Source organism: Streptomyces sp. NPDC007346, assembly GCF_040703535.1.
Lineage (GTDB): Bacteria > Actinomycetota > Actinomycetes > Streptomycetales > Streptomycetaceae > Streptomyces.
Window position 1 is genome coordinate 25693 of sequence record NZ_JBEYKR010000037.1, and the last position, 23735, is coordinate 49427.

The window sequence follows — 23735 nt, forward strand, 5'->3', positions numbered from 1 at the left end:
GGGCTCACCCCTTGCTGACCGCCGCGAGGATCTCCGGCAGCCGGTTCGCCGTGCGCGGTGCCGCGATGCGCAGCCCGGCCCACCCGAGGGACGCCCCGTACACGATCCCCGCCGGGATCACGAGCCACAGCGCGCCGTCGTGGTCCGCGACGTGCAGCCAGATCGTCAGCGCGATCACCGGTCCGGCCAGTACCGGCGCGGCCAGCATGCCGGTCATGATGGAGATCCACGCGAGCCCGCCCTGTCCGGGCGCCACGTTCTTGAACGCGCCCTCCTGCGGGATCGAGTACGGGAACAGTGCCGAGGCGACCGCCCCGATCGCCAGCATCGCGCCCAGCAGCGCGAAGGAGATGCCGAGCGCCCCCGGCAGCGCCTGCCACCGGCCCAGTACCGCCGCCGTCGCCACGCAGACCAGCACCGTGTACGGGAGCGTGATCAGCAGCAGGGCCAGCGCCCGCGCCCGCAGTTCGACGTAGGCGTCGCGGGTCGAGGAGATCGTCAGGGCCACCATCCAGAAGGCGGAGGTGTCCTGGCCGAACTGGTTGTACATCTGCATGCCGAGCATCCCGGCGGCGAAGCAGGCGAAATAGGTGAAGTAGACCGAGCCGGTGCCCTGGAACGCGTTGAGCAGCGGGACGATCGCGCCGATCGCCAGCGCCGTCACCCAGGCCGCCTTGGTCTTCGGGTCCCGAGCGATGTACAGCAGGCTGCGGTGCACGACCGTCGCCGTACGGCCCTCCGGCAGCAGCCCGGACAGACCCGCACGGTCCGATTCCTTGCGGGTCGGCGCCGCCGCGGCCAGCGTGGAGCCGTCCGGGGCGGTCATCAGCTTCACCAGCCCCCGCTGCCACATCCACACCAGCGCCACCAGGGCCGCCGCCGTGACCAGCAGCTGCGCGACCGCCACCCCGTACGAACCGTCCGACGCCGCGTCCACCGCCGCTATCGCGGAGGCGCCGGGCAGCCAGCGGGCCACGTTCCCGGCCGGCTCCAGCGCGGAGAGCCCGCCGGACTGGCCGAGCCGCTGCGCGCCGAAGTTGACGAACTGGATGCCCACCGCGATCACCAGCCCGCTGAGCACCGCGAGGTCGCGGCCCTTGCGGGAGTTGAGCAGCCGTACGTTGGCGGTGGCGACGGCCCGCGACAGCGCCACGCAGAGCAGCATCGTCAGCGGGAGCGCGAGCACCGCGAACACGATGCCCGCGGGCCCGTGCGCCAGGGCGAGGACCGAGCCGAGCACCAGGCAGAGGGTGAACAGCGGCCCGATGCCGATCATCGAGGAGACCAGCAGCGCCCGGACCAGCGGCTGCGGCCGCAGCGGCAGCATCACCAGCCGCGTCGGGTCGAGCGTGTCGTCCCCGCTGGGGAAGAAGAGCGGCAGCACCGCCCAGCCGAGCGCCACGACGGCCGTCAGCAGCACCACGACCGTGCCCGCGTGCGTGTTGCCGCGCAGCAGGACCAGGCCGAGGACCTGGCCGGCCGCGAGCAGCAGCGTGAAGACGAGGGAGACGATGAACGCGGCCTTGCGCCCGGACGACTGCCGCAGCCCGTTGCGCAGGAGCGTCAGCTTGAGCCGTACGAAGACGGGGGTCAGGCCCGCCGTGGGCGCGGCCGGGGCGGCGGCGGTGACGGGGGCGTCCAGCACGCTCATCGGGTGCCGCCCAGCCAGTCGAGGGAGCCGCTGGTGTCCCGGGCGCCCGCGCCGACCAGTTCGAGGAAGGCGTTCTGCAACGAGGGGGCGTCGCCGCGCACCTCGGCCAGGGTGCCCTGCGCCTTGATCCGGCCCGCGGCCATCACGGCCACCCAGTCGCAGAGCGACTCGACGAGCTCCATCACATGGCTGGAGAAGACCACGGTCGCCCCGGACCGGGTGTAGCGCTCCAGCACGCCCCGGATGGTCTGGGCCGAGACCGGGTCGACGCCCTCGAACGGCTCGTCCAGGAAGAGCACTTCGGGGTTGTGGAGGAGGGCGGCGGCGAGGCCGATCTTCTTCCGCATCCCGGTCGAGTAGTCGACCACCAGCTTGTGCTGCGAGCCCGCGAGGTCCAGGACGTCCAGGAGCTGAGCGGCCCGCTTGTCGACCTCGTCGCCCGGCAGCCCGCGCAACCGCCCGTTGTACGCGAGCAGTTCGCGCCCCGACAGCCGCTCGAAGAGCCGCAGCCCCTCGGGCAGCACCCCGATCCGGGACTTCACCGCGACCGGGTCCGTCCACACGTCGTGGCCCGCGACCTCGATCTTCCCCATGTCGGGCCTCAGCAGCCCGGTGACCATCGAGAGCGTCGTCGTCTTGCCCGCCCCGTTGGGCCCCACCAGGCCGATGAACTTGCCCGCGGGCAGCTCCAGATCGATCCCCGAGACGGCGACCTGTTCACCGAACCGCTTCCACAGCCCCTGTACGCGCACAGCGGGCGGCCCGGTCGGCGCACCGCCCGCCGTCGCGCCTGTCTCCGTACGCGCGTCTTCCGCACGCGCAGCTTCCGTACGCGCATCTGCCTGGTCCGGCATGGCACAGCCTTTCGATATCCCCGCTAGATGGGGACCACCCTACGAAAGGCCTTTCCCGGCGCTACGAGACGCGGGCGCGGGCGTCCGCCGCCTCGCGGGCGCAGGCGTACGCCAGCGGGCTGATCAGCTCGGCCGCATCGGGCAGCCAGCGGTTGACGTTGGTGGGCCTGCGGGCCCACTGCACGGCTCCGCGGCCGCCGACCCGGGTGGGCGGGGCCGCCACGTAACGGCCCTCGCCGAGGCCGGTCAGGTCGATCGCCTCGGCGTTCCAGCCGAGCGCGCGCACCAGCTCGGAGACCTTGGCCGCCGCGCCCGGCAGCACGAAGAAGTGCATCCGGCGGTCGGGGGTGCGGGTGACCGGGCCGAGCGTGAGGTCCATCCGCTCCATCCGGGCCAGCGCGAGGAAGCCGGCGGACTCCGGGACCTCCAGCGCGTCGAAGGCGCGGCCGGTCGGCAGGAGCACCGAGGCGCGCGGCTGCCGGGACCACATGCGCCGGGCGGCGGCCCCGCTGCCGGTCGCCCGGCCCTCCCAGTCGCGCCGGTCCGCGTGGGCCCCGGGCAGGGCGCAGGCCGCCTCCCCGCAGGAGCAGAGCTCCCTGCCGCTCACCGCCTCCAGCCAGGTGCCGGGGAACACGTCCCAGTGGCGCTCTTCCGCGTACCGCACCGCGGCGTCGAGCAGGTGCTCGCCCCGCTGCTGGGGGACCGGTGCGGCTTCCGTGACTCCGATGGGCTCTTCCACGCCCAGCACAACTCCCGGTACCACCCGGGGTTACGGGCGCGCGGGACCCGGTCACGGCGCATCGGCCCCGCACGCGGGGCGCATCGGAGCACGGGCGGGGGCGCGCATGAGGCGGTGACTCGATGGGCGGGTAGCACCCAGCGGGACCGGGCAACTCGCCGTACCCGTACCGAATGCCGATGGAATATGCGCATTTCTTGTGTATGTGACGGGCAGTGATCCTTCCACCGATCACCGCGTATCCAGACTGTTCCAGGGGGAAAAATGGCAGCAAGGCCTCTCGTAGCCCGCCAGCCCAACGAACGGCTCCAGACGCTCATCCAGGAAGCCGCCTGTTCCAACGCGGGCCTCGCGCGCCGCGTCAACATGGTCGGAGCCGAGCGCGGCCTCGACCTGCGTTACGACAAGACGTCCGTCGCCCGCTGGCTGCGCGGACAGCAACCCCGGGGCCGGGCCCCGGGGATCATCGCCGAGGCGCTCGGCCGCAAGCTGGGCCGTACGGTCACGATCGACGAGATCGGCATGGCCAACGGCAAGAACCTGGCCTCCGGTGTGGGCCTCCAGTACGCGCCGACCGTCGCCGGGGCGATCGAGCAGGTCTGCGAGCTGTGGCGCAGCGACGTCGGCCGCCGCGATCTGCTCACCGGGTCCGCCGTCGCCGCCTCCGCGCTGGTCGAGCCCAGCCGCGACTGGCTGATCTCCGGCAAGGACCCCCAGGTCGAACGGGTGGCCGGGGCCCGCGTCGGGATGGCGGACGTGTCGGCGGTGCGGGCGATGACGACCGCCCTCACCGACCTCGACCACCGCTTCGGCAGCGGCCATGTCCGCCCGGTGCTCGTGCACTACCTCAACAGCGTGGTCTCCGGCCTGCTTTCGGGGGCGTACCGCGAACAGGTCGGCCGCGAGCTGTTCGCCGCGGTCGCTCGCCTCACCGAGCTCGGCGGCTACATGGCCGTCGACACCGGTCAGCCCGGCCTCGCCCAGCGCTACTACATCCAGGCCCTGCGCCTGGCCCAGGCGGCCGGGGACCGGGCGTACGGCGGCTATGTGCTGGCCGCCTCGATGAGCCACCTCGCCGCCCAGCTCGGCAACCCGCGCGAGATCTCCCAACTCGCCCGCGCCGCCCAGGAAGGGGCCCGGGGCCAGGTCTCCCCCCGCGCCCAGGCGATGTTCTACGCGGCGGAGGCCCGGGGCCACGCGCTGCTCGGGGACGCCCGGACCTGCCAGGTGGTGATGGGGCGGGCGGTCGCCGCGCTGGAGCAGGCCGATCCGGAGAAGGGCGACGACCCCGACTGGATCATCCACTTCGACACGGGGTACCTCGCGGACGAGCTGGCCCACTGCCACCGGGACCTCGGCCAGGCGCCGGAGGCCGCGCGGCGGGCCGAGGAGGCGCTGGCCGCCCTGCCGGAGACCCGGGCCAGGCGCCGGGGCATCGGGCTCGTGCTGCTCGCCTCGGCCCAGGTCCAGCAGCGCGAGGTGGAGCGCGCCTGCCACACGGGGACGCGGGCGATGGAGCTGCTGGGGACGGTGCGCTCCAGCCGGGGTGCCGAGTATCTCGACGACCTCCAGCAGCGGTTGGCGCCGTACGGACAGGAGCCGGCGGTCCGGGAGTTCGGCGAGCGGCTGGAGCTCCAGGCGGCGTGAGGACGGCGTCAGGGCGGCGTGAGGGGGCGAGCGTCAGGGCGGCGTCAGGGCGGGGCGCGTGCGGGGCGAGTCCGGGGCGAGCGCGCTGTGAGTCCGGGGCGCGTGCGGGGCGGGTCTGGGGCGCGTGCGGGGCGGGTCCGGGGCGAGTGCGGTGCCGGTCCGGCGTGCGGGCCGGTGCGGACGGCCTTGCGGTGGGGCTTGGCGCGGGCCTGTCGCGGGGCTTGGCGCGGGGCTCGCGACGGGGCTCGCGGACGGGCCTCGGGGTGGGCAGGCCCTTAACAGCGTCCCGCGGGTGCTGGGTGTTACCCGGTCTGTGAAGGGGTGGTGAGGGGGACCACGCGCTTGGCGGAGGCGGGCGGCCACCCGATAGCGTGAGCCGACGATTCCGTAGGTTCACATGTAGGAGTCCCGGTGACGCAGAGCGGACAGGGCGGCGAGCAACAGCTCCCCGCTGGACGACCCGCGCACGAAGGTGTCGTGCTGCCCGCCGACGGCGGTGCCCCCTGGACCCCCGGGGCGCCCACCGGCGGTCAGGGCGACCAGGGCGGGCAGGCGGTGCCCGCGGGCGGGCAGCCGTGGGGCCGGCCGTGGGGGCCGCAGTCCGACGCCCCGGGGCAGCCGGGCGCTCAGGCGCCGGGGGCGTACGGGTACCCGCAGCAGGACCACCAGCAGCACCAGCAGCCGTCGCAGCATCAGCATCACCAGGCTCAGTCCCAGCCGCAGGCCCAGCCGTTGCCGCCCGCGCAGGGGCCGGGGCAGGGGCAGCAGTACGGCCAGGGGCAGGACCAGCAGTACGGCCAGCCGTACGGGCAGGCCGGTGCGGGTGCGTACCAGCAGCCGCAGCAGCACCAGCAGCCGCAGCACTCCGACCCGTACCAGCCGCAGCAGCAGTACCAGCAGCAGTACGAGCCCCAGCAGCCCCAGCAGCCCCAGTCCCAGCCGCAGCAGCACCACCAGCCCCAGCCCTACGGGCAGCCGCTTCCGCCGGAGGCCGGGCCCGGGTCCGGGTCCGGGGCCGCCCCCGGCGTGCCGGGCGGGGACGCCGACGCCACGCAGTACATCGCGCCGGTCCCGGGCGGGCCCGGCCCCGGGGGGCCGCCGCCGCAGCCGGGCGGCGACGCGGACGCCACGCAGTACATACCCCCGGTGCCCGGCGGAGCCACGTACGGGAACGGGCCGGGCGCGCCGGAGGACCGGCAGCCGCCCGCGGAGTTCGACAACCTGTTCCGTGCGGAGGGGCCCGCGGGCACCACCCAGCACATGCCGCACTTCGACGCGGCGCAGCAGTCCCCCCAGCAACAGCCGCCTCAGCAGCCCCCTCAGCAGGGCTACGGCTACCCGGGCGGCCAGCTGCCGCCCCAGGCGCCGCAGGGCTACCGGTCGGGGCTCCAGGGGCTCAAGGGGCACGGTGACGACGACGGGGCGGCCGGGCCGCCCCTGGGCGGCGGCGACGCCCCGCGCCGACGCTCGGCCCACGTCCCGCTCATCGCGGCGGTCGTCGTCGGATGCGCGGTCATCGGGCTCGGCGCGGGCGCGCTGCTGAGCGGAGGCGGCGGCGACGACCAGGCCAAGGACGACAAGCAGCCGGTCGTGGCGCAGAGTTCACCGGCCCCCGACCCCACCACGAAGGCGCCGGTCGACCCGGCGAAGCCGCAGGCCGAGGCGTTGGACAAGCTGCTGGCCGACAGCAACAACAGCCGGGCCGCGGTGATCAGCGCGGTCGAGAAGATCAAGTCCTGCACGGACCTGGACCAGGCCAACACCGACCTGAAGGACGCCGCCCAGCAGCGCCGCGACCTGGTGACCCGGCTGGAGGCCCTCACCCTGGACGAGCTGCCGAAGCACGAGGCGCTGAACTCCTCGCTCACGCGGGCCTGGAAGGCCTCCGCCGCGGCCGACGAGCACTACGCCACCTGGGCCCGGCAGGCCAAGAAGAACAAGAAGGTCTGCAAGGGCGGCGAGGCCCGGTCGACCGACGCGACGGCCCGTGCCAACGAGCAGAGCGGCGTCGCGACCAAGGCCAAGCAGGAGGCCTCCGAGCTGTGGAACGCCATCGCCGGGAAGTACGGCCTGACCAAGCACACGCCCGTGGAGCTCTGACCCGGCCGCTCGGGCCCCGGGGGACGGGCCGGATCAGCCGGCCGTCCGCCGGGCGTCCGACAGGGCCTCCGCGACATCCACGAAGCCCTTCTTCTGGGCGATGAGCCGCCCCTCGCGGACCACCTGGAACGTCACGTCCGCGTTGACGATGCGCGGGTAGGGCGAGGTGCCGAGCAGGTCCTTGAACCGCCAGCGGAGCACCGGGGTCAGGCCACCCGTGTCGACCTCGGTGCCCCGGTTGAGTGTGGAGGTGACCTTGTTCGCGGTGACCGTGTCCTCGTCGATCGCCTCGACGACCGCCCGCAGCACCGTGTAGGCGATCCACGTCGTCTGCACGCCCGTGTCGTCCGGGTCGATGCTGTTGTCCCCGAAGGCGTGCTCGCGGATCACCTCGCGCATCCCGTTCCAGCGGGCGTCGCCCGCGTCCGGGTACCAGCCGGTGATGTAGGCCCCCTCGAACGGGCTCTTGCGGCCGCCCGTACGGTCGATGAGCTGCTGGCTGACGCTGCCCAGCACGGAGGAGATCCTGACCTGCGCGCCGGCCGGCTCCAGCCGGCGGAAGGAGTCGAAGAAGGTCTCCGTACCGGCGCCGAGCACCGCCGTCACACAGCTGCCCTCCTCGCGCTCCTTCAGCGCCTTCGCCGCCTGCTCGTCGTAGGAGGTGGCGTTCTCCGGGGCCAGGATGTCGGTGGACTCGGGCCGCTGGGCGGCGAGCAGCCCGGTGTTGAGGAGCTGCGGCATCCGGGCCCCGCCGAGGGAGTCGGGCCGCACCAGCGAGACCCGCTCGCAGCCGCCCGCCAGCTGCCGGCCGTGGCCCGCCAGGAGCGCCGACTGGCCGCCGTTGACCGGGTACGAGAGGTAGCTGCGGAACTCCTCGTCGGAGGCGCCGTAGCCGCCGATGTACGGGATGCCGCCGGACTCCAGCACCGGGATGGCGCTCTGCCCGTGCCGGCTGTACGAACCGACGACCGCGGCCACCTTCCGCTCCACGGCCTGCCGGGCGCACCGCTCGGCGCCCGCGGCGGTGTCGCGCTCGTCACAGGTGATGACCCGCAGCTCGCGCCCGGCGATGCCGCCCCGCTCGTTGATCCAGCGGGCGTACGTCCTGGCCATCGCGGGCACGCCCGGCATGCTCACCGCGTCGGCGTCGTCCACCTGGTCGGGCGCCCAGGTCATCACGGTGACGGGCTCCCCGGAGCCCCCCGGGCCCCCGGGGAGCACGCCACAGCCGGACAGCAGCAGCGCACCGGCCGCCGCCGTGCCGATGACGAGCTGGAAGGGGCGGGGGAAGGCGGTACGTCTCCGTCCGGTCATGGACAGCAACGCTCCCGCCCCCGGGGTAACGCCATGGTGTGGCATCTTCAACGCTCGGTGACGTCCAGGTGAATTACGGGGGCCCGCGCGGGCCCGTCGAGGGGGAACGTACGATCGACGACCGTGCAGCAAGGTTCGGAGAACACTTCCCGTCACGGCCGTCGCTCCTCCACCATGGGCGTCATGCCGCTCACTGACATGCCGTGGTGGCGCTGGCGCACCAACGTGCGCTCGGCGCTGCACATGCTCTCCGACCCCGCCTTCCACCACGAGTGCTGGCTCGCCGGCCGCGAGGGGTACGGGGACGTCACCGACGCCGTGTACCGCCTGGTCGAGGACACCTGGCTCGACAACTGGTCCGCCGAGAAGTACGTCGGCACCATATTCAGGGACTCCGCCGAGGCGGCCGCCGTGGACACCGCCGCCCTGCGGGTGCTGCGGATCATGCACCAGGTCGGCGCGGACGCCCCCGTCTCCGCCTATCTGGAGCACCACGGCTGGCCGGAGGCGGTCCAGGCGGCGCGCGAGGCGCATGTGATGCTCGCCACCAACGACGCCGAGGACCCGGACGTGCCGCCGCACTCCCTGGACGTCATCCGGATCATGACCCGGGTCGCGTGACGGCGCCGGCGGCAGGGGGGTCGCGATCCGGCCGTAGGACATGACGGCCACGGCCGCATGATGAGCACGGCCGCCCGACTCCGGGCGGCTGTGGCACCCTACGGGGATGACCGCACCGCAGCCCGCCGCCGCCCGTCAGGCCGCCCCGGACGCCGTACCGTCCGAGCAGTACGTCCTCACGCTCTCCTGCCCCGACAAGCAGGGCATCGTCCACGCCGTGTCGAGCTATCTCTTCATGACCGGCTGCAACATCGAGGACAGCCAGCAGTTCGGGGACCACGACACGGGTCTGTTCTTCATGCGCGTCCACTTCTCGGCGGACGCCACGGTCACGGTCGACAAGCTGCGCGCCAGCTTCGCCGCCATCGGGGAGGCCTTCCGGATGGAGTGGCAGATCCACCGGGCGGCGGAGCGGATGCGGATCGTGCTGATGGTCAGCAGGTTCGGCCACTGCCTCAACGACCTGCTGTTCCGCTCCCGTACGGGGGCGCTGCCGGTCGAGATCGCGGCCGTCGTCTCCAACCACACGGACTTCGCCGAGCTCGTCGCCTCGTACGGCATCCCCTTCCGGCACCTGCCGGTGACGAAGGACGACAAGCCGGAGGCCGAGGCGCGGCTGCTGGAGCTGGTCCGCGAGGAGGACGTGGAACTGGTCGTCCTCGCCCGGTACATGCAGGTCCTCTCCGACGACCTGTGCAAGCAGCTGAGCGGCCGGATCATCAACATCCACCACTCGTTCCTGCCGAGCTTCAAGGGCGCCAAGCCCTACCACCAGGCGCACGCGCGCGGGGTGAAGCTGATCGGCGCCACCGCGCACTACGTCACCGCCGACCTGGACGAGGGCCCGATCATCGAGCAGGAGGTCGAGCGCGTCGGCCACGACGTGACCCCCGACCAGCTCGTCGCGATCGGCCGGGACGTGGAGTGCCAGGCGCTGGCGCGCGCGGTGAAGTGGCACGCGGAGCGGCGCATCCTGCTCAACGGCCGCCGTACGGTGATCTTCAACTGACCCGCGGCGTACGGGGCATCGGCGTACGGGGCACCACAGCAGGCCGAGGCATCACAGCCGGCTGAGCGAGGCCGACGCGAACAGCACGTCGCGGATGGCCTCGCGGTCGCCCTCCTGGCCCGCCGCCGCTTCGACCGGTGAGATGTGGCCCGCCACGAGCTGGCAGAACTCCACCCCGTCCAGGGCCACCTGCGCCACCGCACGGTCGGGCGAGCCGACGGCGGCCGGTGAGTCGAGCGGGATGTACCAGTCACCGCCGCCGTGCCCCTCGACCTCCAGATGGAGCGAGCGGCACGGCTCCCCGGCCGCCACGAGGTCCTTCGGCGGGGCGGCGAGACCGCAGCGGCGGCGCGTCGCCAGGGTGGCCGGGAGCAGCCGGGCGGCCAGGTCGATCATCCGGTGCAGATGGGCGGCGGACGGCGGCGCGTACGGATAGTCCACCGCCTCCGCGATGTCGGTGCCGTGCACCCAGCACTCGAAGGCCCGGTCCAGCAGCGCGTCCTGGAGCGGCAGGGCGAACTCCCCGTACGAGACGGAGCGCTCCGCCACGTTCCGCCCGGCGAGCGACGCCGTCCGGATCAGCGCGTGGGTGAGGTCCCGCCAGGGCTCACGGACGGCCCGGGTGGCGGGCGCGTGCGCGGCCGCCCAGTACGTCTCGGTGCGCCGGGTCGGTGAGAGCGGCGCCTCGGACCCGCCGGGCACCGCGGCCCCGTCGAGCGGGTCGTCCAGGCCGAGCGCGGCGGAGACCAGCCCGTCGACGGCCATCAGGTGGCCGATCACCCCGGCGACCGTGGTCCTGCGGGTGACCGCGCGCTCCTCCTCGAACCACTGGAGCCGGACCGGCGCGTGCCACTCGGAGTCCCCGATGTCGCGGAGCAGCGCGTCCAGCCGGGCGGTCTCGGCGTCGTACGGTGTGGCCCACTCCGGCACCGGGAGCCGGGCCGGGCGGCGCCCCAGGCAGCCGTCCAGCACCCGGGTCCGCAGCGTCGGGTCGAGGTCCAGCGAGCCGTCGGTGTGCAGCAGCCCCACCGCGTCCCGCAACCGCAGCGCCTCGTCCGCACAGGGCGCGCACGCGGTGAGGTGGTCCTCGACGGCGGCGGTCTCCTCGGCCGAGCAGGCGGAGAGCGCCCAGGCGCCGAGGAGGGCCTTGAGGACCTGGTGGGAGAGGGCCGGGGCGGCGGCCCCGGTCATGGCGTGCGGCTCGGGCAGGGTGCCGGACGGCTCGGGCACCGTGTCCGGTGGCTCGGGTACGGTGCCGTGCGGTTCGGGCATGGTGCCCGGCGGCTCGGGCACGGTGCCGGGCGGCTCGTCGGGAGCGGTGTGCGGCGGCTTCGGGGCGGTGTCGGGCGAGGTGGTCACGGCCCGTTCGTCCCCGTCGCCGCTCACCGGAGGCGTCCGTATCCGGGTGGTGCGGACCCTTCGAGCGGCCGGATGTTGGCGGTGGACAGCAGCTGGAGCCCCAGCCGGAGCCGGCGGCGGGCCTCGTCCTCGGTGACCCCGAGGTCGGACGCGGCCTGCCGGTAGTCCCGGCGCTGGATGTACGCCAGCTCCAGCGCCTGCCGCAGGGAGGCGGGCATCGAGGAGACGATGTAGTCGGCCCGCGCCGCCGCGGTGGCGCTGCGCACCCGCCGCTCCAGCTCCTCCGGGTCCGGCACGGCACCCTCGCCGTGCTCCTGCGCGTACGCCGCGGCGGCCGCCCGCCGCAGCCGCCGCACGGAGTGGCGGTGGGTGAGCCGGGCGACCCAGGAGCGCATCGACCCCTGCTTCGGGTCGTACGCCTCGGGGTCCTCCCAGATCTCGGCGAAGACCTCGCGGGTCACCAGGTCGGCGGCGTCCTCGTCGTCGAGCATCCGGTGCGCCTGGCTGTGGACGAGCGAGGCGAACCGGTCGTAGAGCTCACCGAGCGCCGCCGCCTCACCGCGGGTCAGCCTCTGCTGCATCCTGCGGTCCCAGCGGGGCGGTATGTCCTTCGCCATGAAACCCCCAGCCCCCGGCCCTGTGCCCAGCTCCGTGATGCTCCGTGATCCGGCCTCTGCCCTCGCTGTCCGAATGTAGTCGCCCGCACGGGCCCCGTACCGGCCTTTGCCGCAACTGTCCGCTGTAAGGGGGCCTCGGGTCCCACCGATCCCTTTCGGCCGTTCTTGCCGCCCGGACTTCCTTGAGCAGGGGAAACCGGCCGAAGTGATCATTTCCACCGGAAACCCCCTGGGCTCCGGAGGGCGGGACGGTGTTTCATGGACGCGCGGTTGGGCAGCCGCGAGGAGGAACGGAAACTTCCGGACCGCCGGGAGACCCGGAACGAGAGGTCCAGTCGCGTGACGCTGAAGGTGGACGAGGCCGAGCAGGGCGACTGGACCGTGCTGCGGATACGCGGTGAACTCGATCTCGTGAGTTCACCCGTCGTGCGTCAGTCCGTCCACGACGCGGTGGCGGAGGGGCGGCACGATGTGGTGCTCGACCTGTCCGAGGTGTTCTTCTGCGATTCCAGCGGGGTCGGGGTGCTGATCGCCTCGCGCCGCCTGATGAAGTCCTGCGGCGGCCGGCTGCGGCTGATCCTCCCGGCCCGGGGCGCCGAGGACGGCTCCCACGTCAACAAGGTGCTGGGGGCGCTGGGGGTGCGGAGGCTCTTCGAGGTCTACCCGGACACCGCGTCCGCCGTCGACGAGGCGTGCCGGCCGCTGATGGCCGGCCGCTGACGGTCCGAGCGTGACCGGCCGGAAGCGGCCGGTGCTGAAGCGAGGTTGTCACACAGGAGGCGTCGCTCGGTGACACGTGAAGGCTCCGGGCGACGTACGCTCCCCGCATGGACAGCGCAGAGTACGAGCGAAAGATCGCTCACCGTTTCGCCGCCTTCGACCAGGACGGCAACGGCTATATCGATCGCGCCGACTTCAACGCCGCGGCCGCCCGACTGCTCACCGAGTTCAGCACGACGGCCCGCTGCGACAAGGGGCAGGCGCTCTACACCGGGGCCGAGGCCTTCTGGCAGGGCATGGCGGGGATCGCCGATGTGGACGGGGACCAGCGGGTCACCCGTGAGGAGTTCGTCGGCGGGGCGGTGAAGCGGCTGCGGGACAATCCCGAGCGGTTCGCGGAGATCGCCCGTCCCTTCCTGCGAGCGGCCATCGCGGTGGCGGACAGCGAGAACGAGGGCGGCCGGGCGTCGGTGGCATCCGTGGAGCGGGCGCTCCGGGTCCTCGGGGCCGGCGCCGAGATCGCGGGCATCGCGGCCCAGAGCCTGGACACGGACCGGGACGGGCTGATCGCCGAGAACGACGTGGTCTCCGCGCTCGCCGTGTACTTCACGGTGATCGAGCCGGACGCGATGTAGCCGCCCGTGGCCGTACGGGGGCGGCCACGGCGTCCGGTCCAGGGGCGCACTCCGGCGCACTCCACTGCGTAGGGGCGCTTCTCACTGCTGCCGGGCGACTCGGGAGCGCCGTCCGCACCACCGTAAGCGCCGCTCAACACGCCCGTGCCCGCGAGCAGTTCGGAGCACCCGGCGGACCGCTCCCGGCGGTCGAACACCTCTGCGCCGACCTGCTCGCACCGCACCGGACCGGCCCGCGGCGCCCCTGTACGAGGCCGCGCCGGCCGGTGATTCGGTGGGGATCCGGGCCGCGTACGGGGGCGGTACGGCGGTCCGGCGGCCGTGAGTCGTCGGGCGGGCGGAGCAGGGGGTGGAGGGTGACTCAGCGCAGCCGGTCGGCGTCGATGCCGGGTTGTGTCCTTTGCGTGATTCGTCACCGGGTGGAGTCGGCGCCGGGCTCGGGTACGCTCCGTGGGATGCGAGTGGTTCTGGAACCGGACGATCCGGGGGCGGCCTGTGCGGCGGCTCCGGTCCGGGTCGAGGGCGCTCGCCGGAGATGTGCCGGGCCTGCCCGGGAAGCGATTCTCGCGGTCCCTGCGCGCTCCTGTTCGACTCCCCGCAGCGTGCGTCGCACAGTATGCACCACGCGTACTCCTTCGCGCTGGAATATGCCCGAAGCGCTTGTTGCGGTGACTGTACGTCAACCATGCTGTCGCGTAAGGGAATCACGTTCCGTGACCCTGAGGAGGCGCGAGGCGATGTGTCCGCCGGTTCGGATGGTGTGAGCGGTGCAGGTGCTTCAGGTTCAGCTGGAGGTCGGTCCGGATCCCGCGGAGGTGGGGCGGGCCCGTAGGTGGGCGCGGTCGCGTCTGGTCGGATCCGGGATAAGGGATGACGAGCCGCTCGCGGAGACGCTCATCCTGCTGATCTCGGAGCTGGTCACCAACGCGGTCGTCCACACGGGCTGCCCGGCCGTGCTGCGGATGCTGTTCGGCGGGGGCGGTGGCGCCGGGGAGGCCGGGACCGTCCGGGTGGAGGTCGCCGACGCCAGCGACCGCCCGCCCCGCCCGCGCCACGCGGAGGGCGACGACACCAACGGCCGGGGCCTGGAGCTGGTGGACGGCCTCGCGGACCGCTGGGGCTGGCAGCCGGAGGGCGCCGGGAAGCGGATCTGGTGCGAGGTGGACCGGGGCGGCCCGCCGGAGGACCACCGCGCCGGGGGCGCTCCGGCGGAGGACCGCGACCGGGACGACCGGGCCGACCGGGAAGCCGGTGGCGCCGGTGAAGGGCTTCCGGGCGGCGGCGGTGAGGAGGAAGGCGTACCCGTACCCTCCCTCTTCCGCACCGGCTGTGGGCAGCGCCTCCAGGTGCCGGCCCTGGCCCTGGAGCCGCCCCGTCTCGACGAGGTGGAGTGCGTGCACGGGCCGCCACGGGTGCCCGACCTCCGGCGGGAAGGCGGCGAAGGCCAGGGTGTCGTCGGCGACCGCCGCCACGTCCCGGGCGCGTACGACGTCCAGAAGTACGCCCCCTGACGCGGCGTGCCTCCTGACGCGGGCGTGTCCCCTGACACGACGTGCCCCCCTGATGCGACGTGCCCATGACGGACCGGCTCGCGGGCTTACCTGCTCGCGGGCCCACCGGCTCATCGGCTTGAGGGCCCACCGGCCCACCGGCTCACCGACTTGCGGGCCCACCGCCCCCCGGCCCACCGCCTCACCGTGACGTGTCCGCCGATGCCCGGAACGTGCGCCGGTAGACCGTCGGCGGTACGCCCAGCGCCGCCTGGAGGTGCTGGCGCAGGGAGGTCGCCGTGCCGAAGCCCGCGTCGCGCGCCACCTGGTCGATCGACAGGTCCGAGGACTCCAGCAGGTGGCGGGCCCGCTCCACCCGCTGCTGGGTCAGCCACTGCCCGGGGCTGGTGCCCACCTCCTCCCGGAAGCGGCGGGTGAAGGTCCGTACGCTCATGGACTCCTGCTGGGCCATGTCCCGCAGCAGGATCGGCCGCTCCAGCCGCCCCAGCGCCCACGCGCGGGCCGCGGTGGTGGTGGCGAACTGCGGTTCGGGGACGGGGCGGTGGATGTACTGGGCCTGCCCGCCGTCCCGGTGCGGCGGGACGACCGTGCGCCGGGCTATCTCGTTGGCGACGGCGGCCCCGTGGTCGCGGCGCACGAGGTGGAGGCAGAGGTCGATCCCGGCGGCGACCCCGGCCGAGGTGAGGACGTCGCCGTCGTCGATGAACAGGACGTCCGGGTCGACGCGGACCTGGGGGAACGTCTGCTGGAAGTGGTCGGCGGACGACCAGTGCGTGGTGGCGGGGCGGCCGTCCAGGTATCCGGCGGCGGCCAGGACGTAGCTGCCGGTGCAGATGGAGACCATCCGGGTGCCGGGCCGGACCAGGGCGAGGGCGGTGGCCAGTTCCTCGGTGAGCCTGCCCTCCTCGAAGACCGGGCCCAGCTCGTAGGAGGCGGGGATGACCACGGTGTCGGCGGTGGCGAGCGCCTCGGGGCCGTGCTCCACGAGGATCGCGTAGTCGGAGTCGGTCCGTACGGGCCCCGGCGGGCGGATCGAGCAGGTCACGACCTCGTACAGCTTCCCGCCCTTGTTGCCCGGCTGTGGGTCCAGGGAGCGGCCGAAGATTCTGGCCGGGATGCCCAGTTCGAAGGGGAGCAGTCCGTCCAGAGCCAGGACGGCGACGCGGTGCGGCATGGCGGGCCTCCTCGAAATCGCCGGCGGGCTCGTGGGAGAGCCGCCGAACGCTCACCGGCTAAAACTCACTAGCTGGTATAGACCATGGGCTGATACAGGTTACCGACGTGATGGAGAAGCCGACAGAGACCGCGTCCATTCCCGACGCCCCACGTGACACCCGACCGCCCTCGCTCCCGCCCCTGCCCCCGCTCGACCTCGCAGTCTCCGGTGGTCCGGGCGGCCCCGGCGGTTCCGGCGGGCTCTGGAACCGCAACTTCCGCTACTTCTTCGTGGCCCGTACGGTCGCGCTCTTCGGCGACGGGATGATCCCCGTCGCCCTGACCGCCGGGCTGCTGGGCGCGGGCCGTCCCGCCTCGTCCGTCGGGTTCGCGCTGGCCGCCTGGATGGGGCCGCTGGCGGTGTTCGTGCTCTTCGGCGGGGTGCTCGCGGACCGGTTCACCCCGCGCCGCATGATGATCATCGCCGACGCCCTCCGGCTGATCGGCGCCTCGGTGCTGGCCGTGACGTTCGCGCTGGGCAACCCGCCGCTCTGGTCGGTCTACGTCCTCAGCTCCGTCGCGGGCATCGGCGCCGCGCTCTTCCAGCCCGGGGTCGCCTCGACCGTGCCCCGGGTCTCCACCGACGTCCAGCGCGCCAACGCCGTCCTGCGGGTCTCCGAGGCGCTGATGACCATGGCCGGCCCGGCCTTCGCGGGCGTGCTCGTCGGGCTGGCGAGCGCCGGGGCGGTCTACGCGGCCAACGCGGCGACCTTCGCGGTCTCCGGCGCGTGCCTCTTCCTCATGCGCCTGGCCCCGGCCCCGCACGACGACGCGGCGCGCGGCACCTTCACCGCCGAACTCGTCGACGGCTGGCGGGAGTTCCGGGCGCGCTCCTGGCTCTGGGGCGTGATCGCCGTCTGGACCGTCTACGGCTTCGCGGTCCTCGGCCCGATGCTCCCCCTCACCGCCGTCCTGGTCACCCAGAACCACGGCTCGGGGGCGTACGGCATGCTGATGGCGGTCAACGGGGCGGGCAGCGTCGTCGGCGGGCTCATGGCCCTGCGGCTGAGGCCCGCCCACCCGCTCGCGGCGGGGGCGGTCGCGCTGCCCCTGGTCGCGGTGAGCCTGGTCGTCCTGGCCCTCGGGATGCCGCTGCCGGTGCTGGCGGTGGGGCAGTTGCTGGCCGGTGCCGCCGCCGCGTTCTGGCTGGTGATGTGGTCCACGACGGTCCAGACGCATGTGCCGCCCGAGGCCCTGAACCGGCTGCACGCCTACGATGTGGCCGGTTCGCTCCTGATGGTCGCGGCGGGCCGCGCCCTGGCCGGCCCGGTGGCCGAGGCGGTGGGCGCCCCGGAGCTGCTGGTGGCGGCGGCCGTGATCAACTTGGGGGTGGTGGTGGTGCTGTTGGTGGCCCGGCCGATCCGGCAGCTGAAGAGGATGGGGCTCGGGTGAGGCCCCAGCCGATGAGTACGAGGGCGGGGACGAGGACGGGGACGGGGACGGGGATGAGGTTCGGGTGAGGGGCGTGGGGCGGCGGTCCTCCTGGCTCCGGGCCCGTACGGCGTCTCCGGTGCGGGGCTCCGCCCTGCGCGTCCGTGCGGTCGCCGTGGGCGCGGCCGTCGTCACCGTCGCCGCCGGCCTCGGTGTGCGTGCCGGGGGTGACGGCGCCTTCGCCAAGTACGCGGGGAGCGCGCTCTACACGGTGCTGCTCTGCGCCCTCGTCGCCTGCTGCGCGCCCCGCGCGCGGCCCGTCGTGGTGGCCGGTGCCGCGCTCGCCCTGAGCTGGGCGGTGGAACTCCTCCAGCTCACCGGGGTCCCCGCCGGCCTCTCCGCGCGGAGCGCGGTCGCCCGGCTGGTGCTCGGCTCGACGTTCAACGCCCCGGACCTGTTCTGGTACGCGGTGGGCGCGGCGGTGGCATGGGCCGTGCACGCGGGGGCCCGGAGGCTTTCGGCGACGGCGACTAGTCCCTCTCCTCCTCCTCCTCCTCCTTCTCCTTCCGCCGCGCCTCCGCCCGCTGCATCTCGATGACCTCCAGGACGTGGGCGCTGACCTGCCGGCGCACCATACCGGCGACGAACAGCGCCGCGCCCAGCACCGACAGCAGCGCGGAGATCGCCAGGAGCGTCAGCTGCTCGGGCCAGGCCTCGATCAGGCGGCAGTTCTGCGTCTGTCCGTAGCAGGACACGTCGGACTGCTCCACCAGCAGGAACGCCAGCCGTACCCACGACGTGCAGGCGGCGAGCAGCAGGACGGCCCCCCATGTCTGCACCGTCGCCGATGTGCGATGGAACTGCTGACGTGCGATCCACTGCATGAGATCCCCCGGATCCGTTCGCGTACGCGGTGGCCGACCGGCCGTGCCGGCCGTCGGCGATGGTACGTGCGGGGCATCCGGCCCCGTACGCCGGGCCGTCACCCGCGTACGTGCGGGGCATCCGACCCCGTACGCCGGGCCGTGACCCGATGGCCGGCGACCCGGTGGCCCGATCCCTGCGAACCATGTCCTTCCGGCCACTCGTGGGGGCGGGCGCGGGCCAAGAAGCTGGTCCACGTGACCGAGACCATCGAAAGCGCCGCCCGGGACGACGAGGGGCGGCCGACCCGCGAGGCGCGCCGCCGCCCCCGGGTGCACCGGGCGTGGATCGTCGCCGCCGTCACCTTCGTGACGATCATCGGCGGCGCGGCCTTCAACTCCCTCCCCGGGCTGCTCATCGACCCGCTCCACACCGAGTTCGGCTGGTCGCGCGGCGAGATCGGGCTCGCGGTCTCCATCGACATGGCTCTGTACGGACTGACGGCGCCGTTCGCCGCCGCGCTCATGGACCGCTTCGGCATCCGCCGGGTCGTGGCGGCCGCGCTGACCATGGTGGCGGCCGGGGCGCTCGCCAGTGTCTGGATGACGGCCTCCTGGCAGCTGATGATCTACTGGGGGCTGCTCGTCGGCCTCGGCACCGGGTCCATGGCGATGGCGTTCGCCGCGACCGTCACCAACCGCTGGTTCGTCGCCCGCCGCGGCCTGGTCACCGGCATCCTCACCGCGGCGGGCGCCTCCGGCCAGCTCGTCTTCCTCCCGCTCTGCGCCTGGATCGTCGACCGGCACGGCTGGCGGCCCGCCTCCGTCACCGTCGCCCTGGCGGCCCTGGTCGTGGTCCCGCTCGTCTGGCTCCTGATGCGCGACCACCCGGCCGACGCGGGGCTCGCCCCGTACGGCGGTGCGTACGTGGCGAAGCCCGCCCCCGCCCGGGGCGCGGCGCGCCGCACGGTGAGGGTCCTGTTCGACGCGGCGCGCACCGGCCCGTTCTGGCTGCTGGCGGGCACCTTCGCGATCTGCGGCGCCTCCACCAACGGCCTGATCCGCACCCACTTCGTCCCCTCCGCCCACGACCACGGCATGCCGATCACGGCGGCCGCCTCGCTGCTCGCGGTGATCGGGGTCTTCGACGTCATCGGCACGATCTTCTCGGGCTGGCTCACCGACCGCTTCGACGCCCGCAGGCTGCTCGCCGTCTACTACGCGCTGCGCGGGATCTCACTGCTGTTCCTGCCGATGCTGATGGCGCCCGAGGTGCAGCCGCCGATGGTCTTCTTCATCGTGTTCTACGGACTCGACTGGGTGGCCACGGTCCCGCCGACGCTGGCGCTCTGCCGGGAGCAGTACGGGGACGACAGCGCCATCGTCTTCGGCTGGGTGCTCGCCTCGCACCAGGTGGGCGCGGCGGTCGTGGCGTTCCTCGGCGGGGTCGCCCGGGACGTCTTCGGCAGCTACGACGTGGTCTGGTACGCGTCGGGGGCGCTCTGCGCCGTGGCCGCGCTGATGTCGCTGGTGATCCGGCGGGCCCGAGCCGCCTCGGCGCTCCCCGGCGGCTGACGGGCCCTCCACCTACGCGGTCACGTCCACCCGGAGCAGTCGCGCGGGAACGCTCCCGCACAGGCGGTGTACGGCATCCTTCACGCGCCGGCGCCCGTGCGGCGGGCGTAGTGGCGCTGGGCCTTCGCGCGGTTGCCGCAGCCGGCCATCGAGCACCAGCGGCGGGTCCCGTTCTTGGAGACGTCGTAGAAGTGCAGGACACAGGCGTCGTTCGCGCACGGGCGGATGCGGTCGGGCCGCTCGGCCACCAGGCGGAGCCAGTTGTCGGCCGCGTACCAGGAGGGTCCCCAGGGCGGGTCGTCCACCTCCACCACCGACTCCGGGAGCCCGCCGGCCCCCAGGGCGCGGCGGATGCGGCCGTGGCCGAGGACCTCGTTGAGCGCCGCCGTGGCGTCAGCGGTCGCCGGCTCGCGCAGGACGGCCGACGCGGCCACTGCTTCGAGCGCGGTGCGGGTCTCCAGCAGCCGGTCCAGGGTGGCGCCGTCGGCGGCCGGGGCGAGGGGGGCCGTCTGCTCGCGGACCGGCGTGCTGCCCAGCCAGACGGCCAGCCCGTCCTCCGCTTCGAGCAGGTCGTGTGCGCCCTCCGCGTCGATCCAGCGGGTGTTGAGCAGATCGAGGGCGAGCGGTTCTCCGGTCAGCGGCCGGGGGTCGGCCCCTACGGGGTGCGGCACGGCTGGTTCCCTCCGTCGCGGGCAGGGGCTGATCCACCGATGTTAACCGGCCAAATGAAGATCACCGGTTGACCGCCCTGTACCTAACCCTTAAATTCGCTTTCAACGGTTACGAGATCGCCTCGCAGCCCTGACCGAAAGCACGGGGACCGACCATGAGCAAGGCGAAGAACCTGCGGACCGGCCACATCGGCCTCAACGTCACCGACCTGGACCGTTCCCTCGCCTTCTACCGCGAGGTCTTCGACTTCGAGGTGCTGGGCGAGGGCAAGGAGGAAGGCCGCCGCTACGCGTTCCTGGGCCGCGGCTCCCGCCTCCTGGTGACGCTGTGGCAGCAGAGCGAGGGCACCTTCGCCACCGCGCTGCCCGGCCTGCACCACCTCTCCTTCCAGGTGGACACCATTGAGGAGGTCCGGGCCACCGAGGAGGTCCTGCGCACCCTGGGTGCCGAGTTCGCCTACGACGGCGTCGTGCCCCACGGCGAGGCCGGCACCTCGGGCGGCATCTTCTTCACCGACCCCGACGGCATCCGCCTGGAGATCTACGCGCCCACCGGCGCCGACCCGTCCGACGCACCCACCTCCGGCGCCCCCACCTGCGGCTTCTTCTAGACGGCAGCTGGACCGCGGCTGGGCGGAAGCCACAGCGAGGGCCACCTTCGGCGAAAGGCAGAACCATGGGCGGCTACCACCACGGTGAGAAGACCGTGCAGGAGCGGGCCGGTCTCGCCCGCGAGGCCGGACACTCGCAGGGTGCCATCGGCAACACCATCCCCGACGTGGCGGTGACCTTCCTCGCCGAACAGCCCCACCTGGTGGTGGGCGGCACGGACGAGCGGGGCCGGATCTGGGCGACCCAGCTCACCGGGGAGCCGGGCTTCCTGACCGTGCCCCAGCCGGGGACCCTGAGCATCGGGGCGCTGCCCTCGCCGGAGGACCCGCTCGCCGGGCTCCTCGCCCGCGCCGGAACCGGCGCCGGTGAGGAGCCCGCCCGGATCGGCATGATCGGCATCGAACCGGCCACCCGGCGCCGGATGCGGATGAACGGCCGGGCCGTCCGCGACGGCGACGGACTGCGCGTCGAGCTCGACCAGGTCATCTCCAACTGCCCCAAGTACATCCAGAAACGCGCCCACCACCCGGCACCGGGCGGGGGCGCGCCGGCGGCCCGTACGGCAGCCGACAGCACGGAGCTGAGCCCCGAGCAGCAGCGAACGCTGCGGGCCGCCGACACCATCTTCGTCGCCACCGCCTCCGACCGGGGCGACGCCGACGCCTCGCACCGGGGCGGCAACCCCGGATTCGTCCAGGTGCTCTCGCCACGGCTGCTGCGCTGGCCCGACTACATCGGCAACGCCATGTTCCTGACCCTGGGCAACCTCGAACTCAACCCGGCCGCCGGACTCCTCGTACCCGGCTGGGAGACCGGCACCTCCCTGCACCTGACGGGCTTCGCCCGCACGGTGTGGGACGAGGAGGACGTCGCCCGCCACCCCGGTGCGCAGCGGCTGGTGGAGTTCGGGATCACCGCCGTACGTGAGGTCGCGGCCGCCTCCCCGCTGCGCTGGTCCGCACCCGCCTATTCCCGCTTCAACCCGCCGACGGCCGCCTGACGTTCCGCCCGGCCGCCGCGGCCCGACCCGTGACGGAGTCACCATGCAGATCACCGTGGACATGGACGTCTGCGAGAGCCACGGCCAGTGCGTCTTCGCCGCCCCCGAGACCTTCTCGTTCGACGACGACGAATACCTCCGGTACGAGCCGGAGCAGGCCGACGCGCTCCGCGACCGGATCGAGAAGGCCGCCGCCTCCTGCCCCGTCCGCGCCATCACCGTGGCCCCTGCCCCGTGAGCGCCCCCGGACATCTCCGCGACGTGGTGATCGTCGGGGCCTCGCTGGCGGGGCTGCGGGCCGCCGAGGCCCTGCGCGCCGAGGGGTTCACCGGGAACGTGACCCTCGTCGGGGCCGAGCCGTACGCCCCCTACGACCGCCCGCCCCTCTCCAAGCAGTTCCTGACGTCCCCCTCCCCGGCCGACACCGCGCTCCCGGTCCCCGACGGCCTGCGGGCCTCCTGGCTGCTGGGGCGGGCCGCGGTCCGGCTCGACCCGTACAGCCGGATCGTCACCCTCGCCGACGGCACCCGCCTGCCCTACGACGGTCTGCTGATCGCCACCGGCGCCGCCGCCCGCTCCGGTGCCGCGCCCGGCGAACCGGGCCCGGTGCAGGGGGTGTTCACCCTGCGCGACCGCGATGACGCGACGGCGTTGCGGGCCGCGCTCACCCCCGGGCGCAAGCTGCTCGTCGTCGGCGCCGGGTTCCTCGGGGGCGAGGTCGCCGCAGCGGGCCGGTCGCTGGGCCTCGACGTCACCCTCGTCGAGGCCGGGGCCGTGCCGCTGGAGCGCGCGGTCGGCACGGAGGTCGGCGCGTTCGTGGGGATGCTCCACCGGGAGGCGGGCATCGACCTGCGCACCGGCACCACGGTCGCCGAGTACGGGACCGGGCCGGACGGTGCGCTCGCGGGCGTCCGGCTGGCCGACGGCCGGCTCGTCGCGGCCGATGTCGCGGTCCTGGCCCTGGGCGCGGTCCCGGCCACCGGCTGGCTGGCCGGATCGGGGATCGAGGCGGCCGGCGGAGTGCCCACCGACTCCCGGCTGCGGGCCCTGTTCCCGGACGGCAGCACTGTGCCCGGCGTGGTCGCGGCGGGCGACGCGGCCCGGGTCCCGCAGCCCCTGGCGGGCGGCGCCACCCCGGCCCTCGGCCACTGGTCGGGCGCCGTGGAGCAGGGCGCGACGGCCGCCCGTACGCTGCTGCTGGGCGAGGCGGCCCCGGTCTTCGACGAGGTGCCCTCCTTCTGGTCCGACCTCCACGGCGTCCGGCTCCGCTCGGTGGGCCTGCCGGGGCTCGGCGACACGGTGAAGGTCCACGAGTGCGACCGGGACACCCGGCGCCTGGAGGTCAGCTACCACCTGGACGGCCGCCTGGTCGGCGCGCTGACCATCGGCCGCACCTCCCGACTCGCGGGCTACCGGAGGACGTTGGCCGAGCACACGCATGAGTCCCCGCGGTACGTGGATACGCGGCGCCCGACGAAGGAGTCGCCCTCCCCGGGCGGCTCCCAGGCCACTGGTCATGGAGCGGCGCGAAGTGGCGTAAGGTTGGGTTCACCGACGCGGGGTGGAGCAGCTCGGTAGCTCGCTGGGCTCATAACCCAGAGGTCGCAGGTTCAAATCCTGTCCCCGCTACTGAAGGTTGAGGCCCGGATCC

General features: G+C 73.7%; 23 protein-coding genes, 1 tRNA gene and 1 pseudogene. 16 read left to right on the forward strand and 9 right to left on the reverse strand.

The window, feature by feature from the left end; translation table 11 throughout:
- Positions 1 to 4: 4 nt before the first annotated feature.
- The 3 genes from AB0917_RS12790 to AB0917_RS12800 all read right to left on the reverse strand — a co-directional run bounded on the left by AB0917_RS12790 (position 5) and on the right by AB0917_RS12800 (position 3253).
- Positions 5 to 1651: a transporter gene (locus tag AB0917_RS12790; protein WP_366819526.1), complete on the reverse strand. Its 1647-nt coding sequence runs from the start codon at positions 1649 to 1651 to the stop codon at positions 5 to 7.
- On the reverse strand, positions 1648 to 2505 hold the full coding sequence (locus AB0917_RS12795; protein ID WP_366819527.1) for an ABC transporter ATP-binding protein: 858 nt from the start codon (positions 2503 to 2505) through the stop codon (positions 1648 to 1650). Before AB0917_RS12795 ends, AB0917_RS12790 begins: the two co-directional genes overlap by 4 nt.
- A gap of 61 nt (positions 2506 to 2566) precedes the next feature.
- Positions 2567 to 3253: a bifunctional DNA primase/polymerase gene (locus AB0917_RS12800; RefSeq protein ID WP_366819528.1), complete on the reverse strand. Its 687-nt coding sequence runs from the start codon at positions 3251 to 3253 to the stop codon at positions 2567 to 2569.
- 255 nt (positions 3254 to 3508) lie between these two features.
- Between AB0917_RS12800 and AB0917_RS12805 the strand changes: the two genes are divergently transcribed.
- A complete protein-coding gene (locus AB0917_RS12805) occupies positions 3509 to 4891 on the forward strand; it encodes a transcriptional regulator (RefSeq protein WP_366819529.1) in 1383 nt (460 codons plus the stop codon).
- 411 nt (positions 4892 to 5302) lie between these two features.
- Positions 5303 to 6991, forward strand: coding sequence for a hypothetical protein (locus tag AB0917_RS12810; RefSeq protein WP_366819530.1), 1689 nt, complete (start codon positions 5303 to 5305; stop codon positions 6989 to 6991).
- A gap of 33 nt (positions 6992 to 7024) precedes the next feature.
- On the opposite strand, the gene AB0917_RS12815 is transcribed toward AB0917_RS12810, so the two are convergent.
- Positions 7025 to 8305, reverse strand: coding sequence for an ABC transporter substrate-binding protein (locus AB0917_RS12815; RefSeq protein WP_366819532.1), 1281 nt, complete (start codon positions 8303 to 8305; stop codon positions 7025 to 7027).
- Between the two features lie 174 nt (positions 8306 to 8479).
- Here AB0917_RS12815 and AB0917_RS12820 point away from each other — a divergent pair, with 174 nt between their 5' ends.
- Both AB0917_RS12820 and purU read left to right on the forward strand, forming a co-directional pair.
- Positions 8480 to 8926, forward strand: coding sequence for a hypothetical protein (locus tag AB0917_RS12820; protein ID WP_366819550.1), 447 nt, complete (start codon positions 8480 to 8482; stop codon positions 8924 to 8926).
- Positions 8927 to 9032: 106 nt separating this feature from the next.
- A complete protein-coding gene (purU, locus tag AB0917_RS12825; protein ID WP_366819533.1) occupies positions 9033 to 9935 on the forward strand; it encodes a formyltetrahydrofolate deformylase in 903 nt (300 codons plus the stop codon).
- 51 nt (positions 9936 to 9986) lie between these two features.
- Here purU and AB0917_RS12830 read toward each other — a convergent pair whose 3' ends face one another.
- Complete coding sequence (locus tag AB0917_RS12830; protein WP_366819551.1) at positions 9987 to 11207, reverse strand: zf-HC2 domain-containing protein; 1221 nt, start codon at positions 11205 to 11207, stop codon at positions 9987 to 9989.
- A gap of 110 nt (positions 11208 to 11317) precedes the next feature.
- Positions 11318 to 11911: a sigma-70 family RNA polymerase sigma factor gene (locus AB0917_RS12835; protein ID WP_366819534.1), complete on the reverse strand. Its 594-nt coding sequence runs from the start codon at positions 11909 to 11911 to the stop codon at positions 11318 to 11320.
- Positions 11912 to 12250: 339 nt separating this feature from the next.
- Between AB0917_RS12835 and AB0917_RS12840 the strand changes: the two genes are divergently transcribed.
- The 4 genes and pseudogenes from AB0917_RS12840 to AB0917_RS12855 all read left to right on the forward strand — a co-directional run bounded on the left by AB0917_RS12840 (position 12251) and on the right by AB0917_RS12855 (position 14777).
- Positions 12251 to 12631: an STAS domain-containing protein gene (locus AB0917_RS12840; protein WP_366819535.1), complete on the forward strand. Its 381-nt coding sequence runs from the start codon at positions 12251 to 12253 to the stop codon at positions 12629 to 12631.
- Between the two features lie 107 nt (positions 12632 to 12738).
- The gene (locus tag AB0917_RS12845; protein WP_366819536.1) at positions 12739 to 13266 is read left to right on the forward strand and encodes an EF-hand domain-containing protein; all 528 of its coding nucleotides are present in this window, start codon (positions 12739 to 12741) and stop codon (positions 13264 to 13266) included.
- A 44-nt stretch (positions 13267 to 13310) separates the two neighbouring features.
- A pseudogene (locus AB0917_RS12850) lies at positions 13311 to 13525 on the forward strand (acyl-CoA dehydrogenase family protein); the annotation flags it as partial.
- Positions 13526 to 14033: 508 nt separating this feature from the next.
- Positions 14034 to 14777, forward strand: coding sequence for an ATP-binding protein (locus AB0917_RS12855; protein ID WP_366819537.1), 744 nt, complete (start codon positions 14034 to 14036; stop codon positions 14775 to 14777).
- Positions 14778 to 14958: 181 nt separating this feature from the next.
- Here the strand turns inward: AB0917_RS12855 and AB0917_RS12860 are convergent, their stop codons facing one another.
- The gene (locus tag AB0917_RS12860; RefSeq protein ID WP_366819538.1) at positions 14959 to 15951 is read right to left on the reverse strand and encodes a helix-turn-helix domain-containing protein; all 993 of its coding nucleotides are present in this window, start codon (positions 15949 to 15951) and stop codon (positions 14959 to 14961) included.
- Between the two features lie 110 nt (positions 15952 to 16061).
- Here AB0917_RS12860 and AB0917_RS12865 point away from each other — a divergent pair, with 110 nt between their 5' ends.
- Together AB0917_RS12865 and AB0917_RS12870 are read left to right on the forward strand one after the other, a co-directional pair.
- A complete protein-coding gene (locus tag AB0917_RS12865) occupies positions 16062 to 17384 on the forward strand; it encodes an MFS transporter (RefSeq protein ID WP_366819539.1) in 1323 nt (440 codons plus the stop codon).
- A 118-nt stretch (positions 17385 to 17502) separates the two neighbouring features.
- Positions 17503 to 17961: a DUF2809 domain-containing protein gene (locus tag AB0917_RS12870; protein WP_366819540.1), complete on the forward strand. Its 459-nt coding sequence runs from the start codon at positions 17503 to 17505 to the stop codon at positions 17959 to 17961.
- On the opposite strand, the gene AB0917_RS12875 is transcribed toward AB0917_RS12870, so the two are convergent.
- Positions 17894 to 18247: a hypothetical protein gene (locus AB0917_RS12875; RefSeq protein ID WP_366819541.1), complete on the reverse strand. Its 354-nt coding sequence runs from the start codon at positions 18245 to 18247 to the stop codon at positions 17894 to 17896. The two genes, AB0917_RS12870 and AB0917_RS12875, sit on opposite strands and share 68 nt — an antisense overlap.
- A gap of 237 nt (positions 18248 to 18484) precedes the next feature.
- Between AB0917_RS12875 and AB0917_RS12880 the strand changes: the two genes are divergently transcribed.
- Positions 18485 to 19801: an MFS transporter gene (locus AB0917_RS12880; protein ID WP_366819542.1), complete on the forward strand. Its 1317-nt coding sequence runs from the start codon at positions 18485 to 18487 to the stop codon at positions 19799 to 19801.
- An 80-nt stretch (positions 19802 to 19881) separates the two neighbouring features.
- Here the strand turns inward: AB0917_RS12880 and AB0917_RS12885 are convergent, their stop codons facing one another.
- Complete coding sequence (locus AB0917_RS12885) at positions 19882 to 20472, reverse strand: CGNR zinc finger domain-containing protein (protein ID WP_366819543.1); 591 nt, start codon at positions 20470 to 20472, stop codon at positions 19882 to 19884.
- Between the two features lie 155 nt (positions 20473 to 20627).
- On the opposite strand from AB0917_RS12885, the gene AB0917_RS12890 reads away from it, so the two are divergent.
- From AB0917_RS12890 to AB0917_RS12910, 5 genes are all read left to right on the forward strand, one after another.
- Positions 20628 to 21083: a VOC family protein gene (locus AB0917_RS12890; protein WP_366819544.1), complete on the forward strand. Its 456-nt coding sequence runs from the start codon at positions 20628 to 20630 to the stop codon at positions 21081 to 21083.
- Between the two features lie 65 nt (positions 21084 to 21148).
- Positions 21149 to 22084 (forward strand): pyridoxamine 5'-phosphate oxidase family protein, encoded by a 936-nt coding sequence (locus tag AB0917_RS12895; RefSeq protein WP_366819545.1) that lies wholly within the window; start codon positions 21149 to 21151, stop codon positions 22082 to 22084.
- Between the two features lie 43 nt (positions 22085 to 22127).
- Positions 22128 to 22322 carry a ferredoxin gene (locus AB0917_RS12900; protein ID WP_366819546.1) on the forward strand — a complete coding sequence of 65 codons (195 nt, stop codon included), beginning with the start codon at positions 22128 to 22130 and terminating at the stop codon, positions 22320 to 22322.
- Positions 22319 to 23662: an FAD-dependent oxidoreductase gene (locus AB0917_RS12905; protein ID WP_366819547.1), complete on the forward strand. Its 1344-nt coding sequence runs from the start codon at positions 22319 to 22321 to the stop codon at positions 23660 to 23662. The genes AB0917_RS12900 and AB0917_RS12905 overlap by 4 nt, the downstream gene beginning before the upstream one ends.
- Positions 23640 to 23713, forward strand: a tRNA-Met gene (locus tag AB0917_RS12910). Before AB0917_RS12905 ends, AB0917_RS12910 begins: the two co-directional genes overlap by 23 nt.
- Positions 23714 to 23735 lie beyond the last annotated feature (22 nt).

Excerpts from the sequence above, each read along its gene's own strand:
- AB0917_RS12890 (WP_366819544.1), top strand. The coding sequence starts at position 20,628 with ATGAGCAAGGCGAAGAACCTGCGGACCGGCCACATCGGCCTCAACGTC.
- purU (WP_366819533.1), top strand. The coding sequence starts at position 9,033 with ATGACCGCACCGCAGCCCGCCGCCGCCCGTCAGGCCGCCCCGGACGCC.
- AB0917_RS12795 (WP_366819527.1), bottom strand. The coding sequence starts at position 2,505 with ATGCCGGACCAGGCAGATGCGCGTACGGAAGCTGCGCGTGCGGAAGAC.
- AB0917_RS12900 (WP_366819546.1), top strand. The coding sequence starts at position 22,128 with ATGCAGATCACCGTGGACATGGACGTCTGCGAGAGCCACGGCCAGTGC.
- AB0917_RS12790 (WP_366819526.1), bottom strand. The coding sequence starts at position 1,651 with ATGAGCGTGCTGGACGCCCCCGTCACCGCCGCCGCCCCGGCCGCGCCC.
- AB0917_RS12820 (WP_366819550.1), top strand. The coding sequence starts at position 8,480 with ATGGGCGTCATGCCGCTCACTGACATGCCGTGGTGGCGCTGGCGCACC.
- AB0917_RS12805 (WP_366819529.1), top strand. The coding sequence starts at position 3,509 with ATGGCAGCAAGGCCTCTCGTAGCCCGCCAGCCCAACGAACGGCTCCAG.
- AB0917_RS12835 (WP_366819534.1), bottom strand. The coding sequence starts at position 11,911 with ATGGCGAAGGACATACCGCCCCGCTGGGACCGCAGGATGCAGCAGAGG.
- AB0917_RS12860 (WP_366819538.1), bottom strand. The coding sequence starts at position 15,951 with ATGCCGCACCGCGTCGCCGTCCTGGCTCTGGACGGACTGCTCCCCTTC.
- AB0917_RS12845 (WP_366819536.1), top strand. The coding sequence starts at position 12,739 with ATGGACAGCGCAGAGTACGAGCGAAAGATCGCTCACCGTTTCGCCGCC.
- AB0917_RS12895 (WP_366819545.1), top strand. The coding sequence starts at position 21,149 with ATGGGCGGCTACCACCACGGTGAGAAGACCGTGCAGGAGCGGGCCGGT.
- AB0917_RS12830 (WP_366819551.1), bottom strand. The coding sequence starts at position 11,207 with ATGCCCGAACCGCACGGCACCGTACCCGAGCCACCGGACACGGTGCCC.
- AB0917_RS12815 (WP_366819532.1), bottom strand. The coding sequence starts at position 8,305 with ATGACCGGACGGAGACGTACCGCCTTCCCCCGCCCCTTCCAGCTCGTC.
- AB0917_RS12865 (WP_366819539.1), top strand. The coding sequence starts at position 16,062 with ATGGAGAAGCCGACAGAGACCGCGTCCATTCCCGACGCCCCACGTGAC.
- AB0917_RS12875 (WP_366819541.1), bottom strand. The coding sequence starts at position 18,247 with ATGCAGTGGATCGCACGTCAGCAGTTCCATCGCACATCGGCGACGGTG.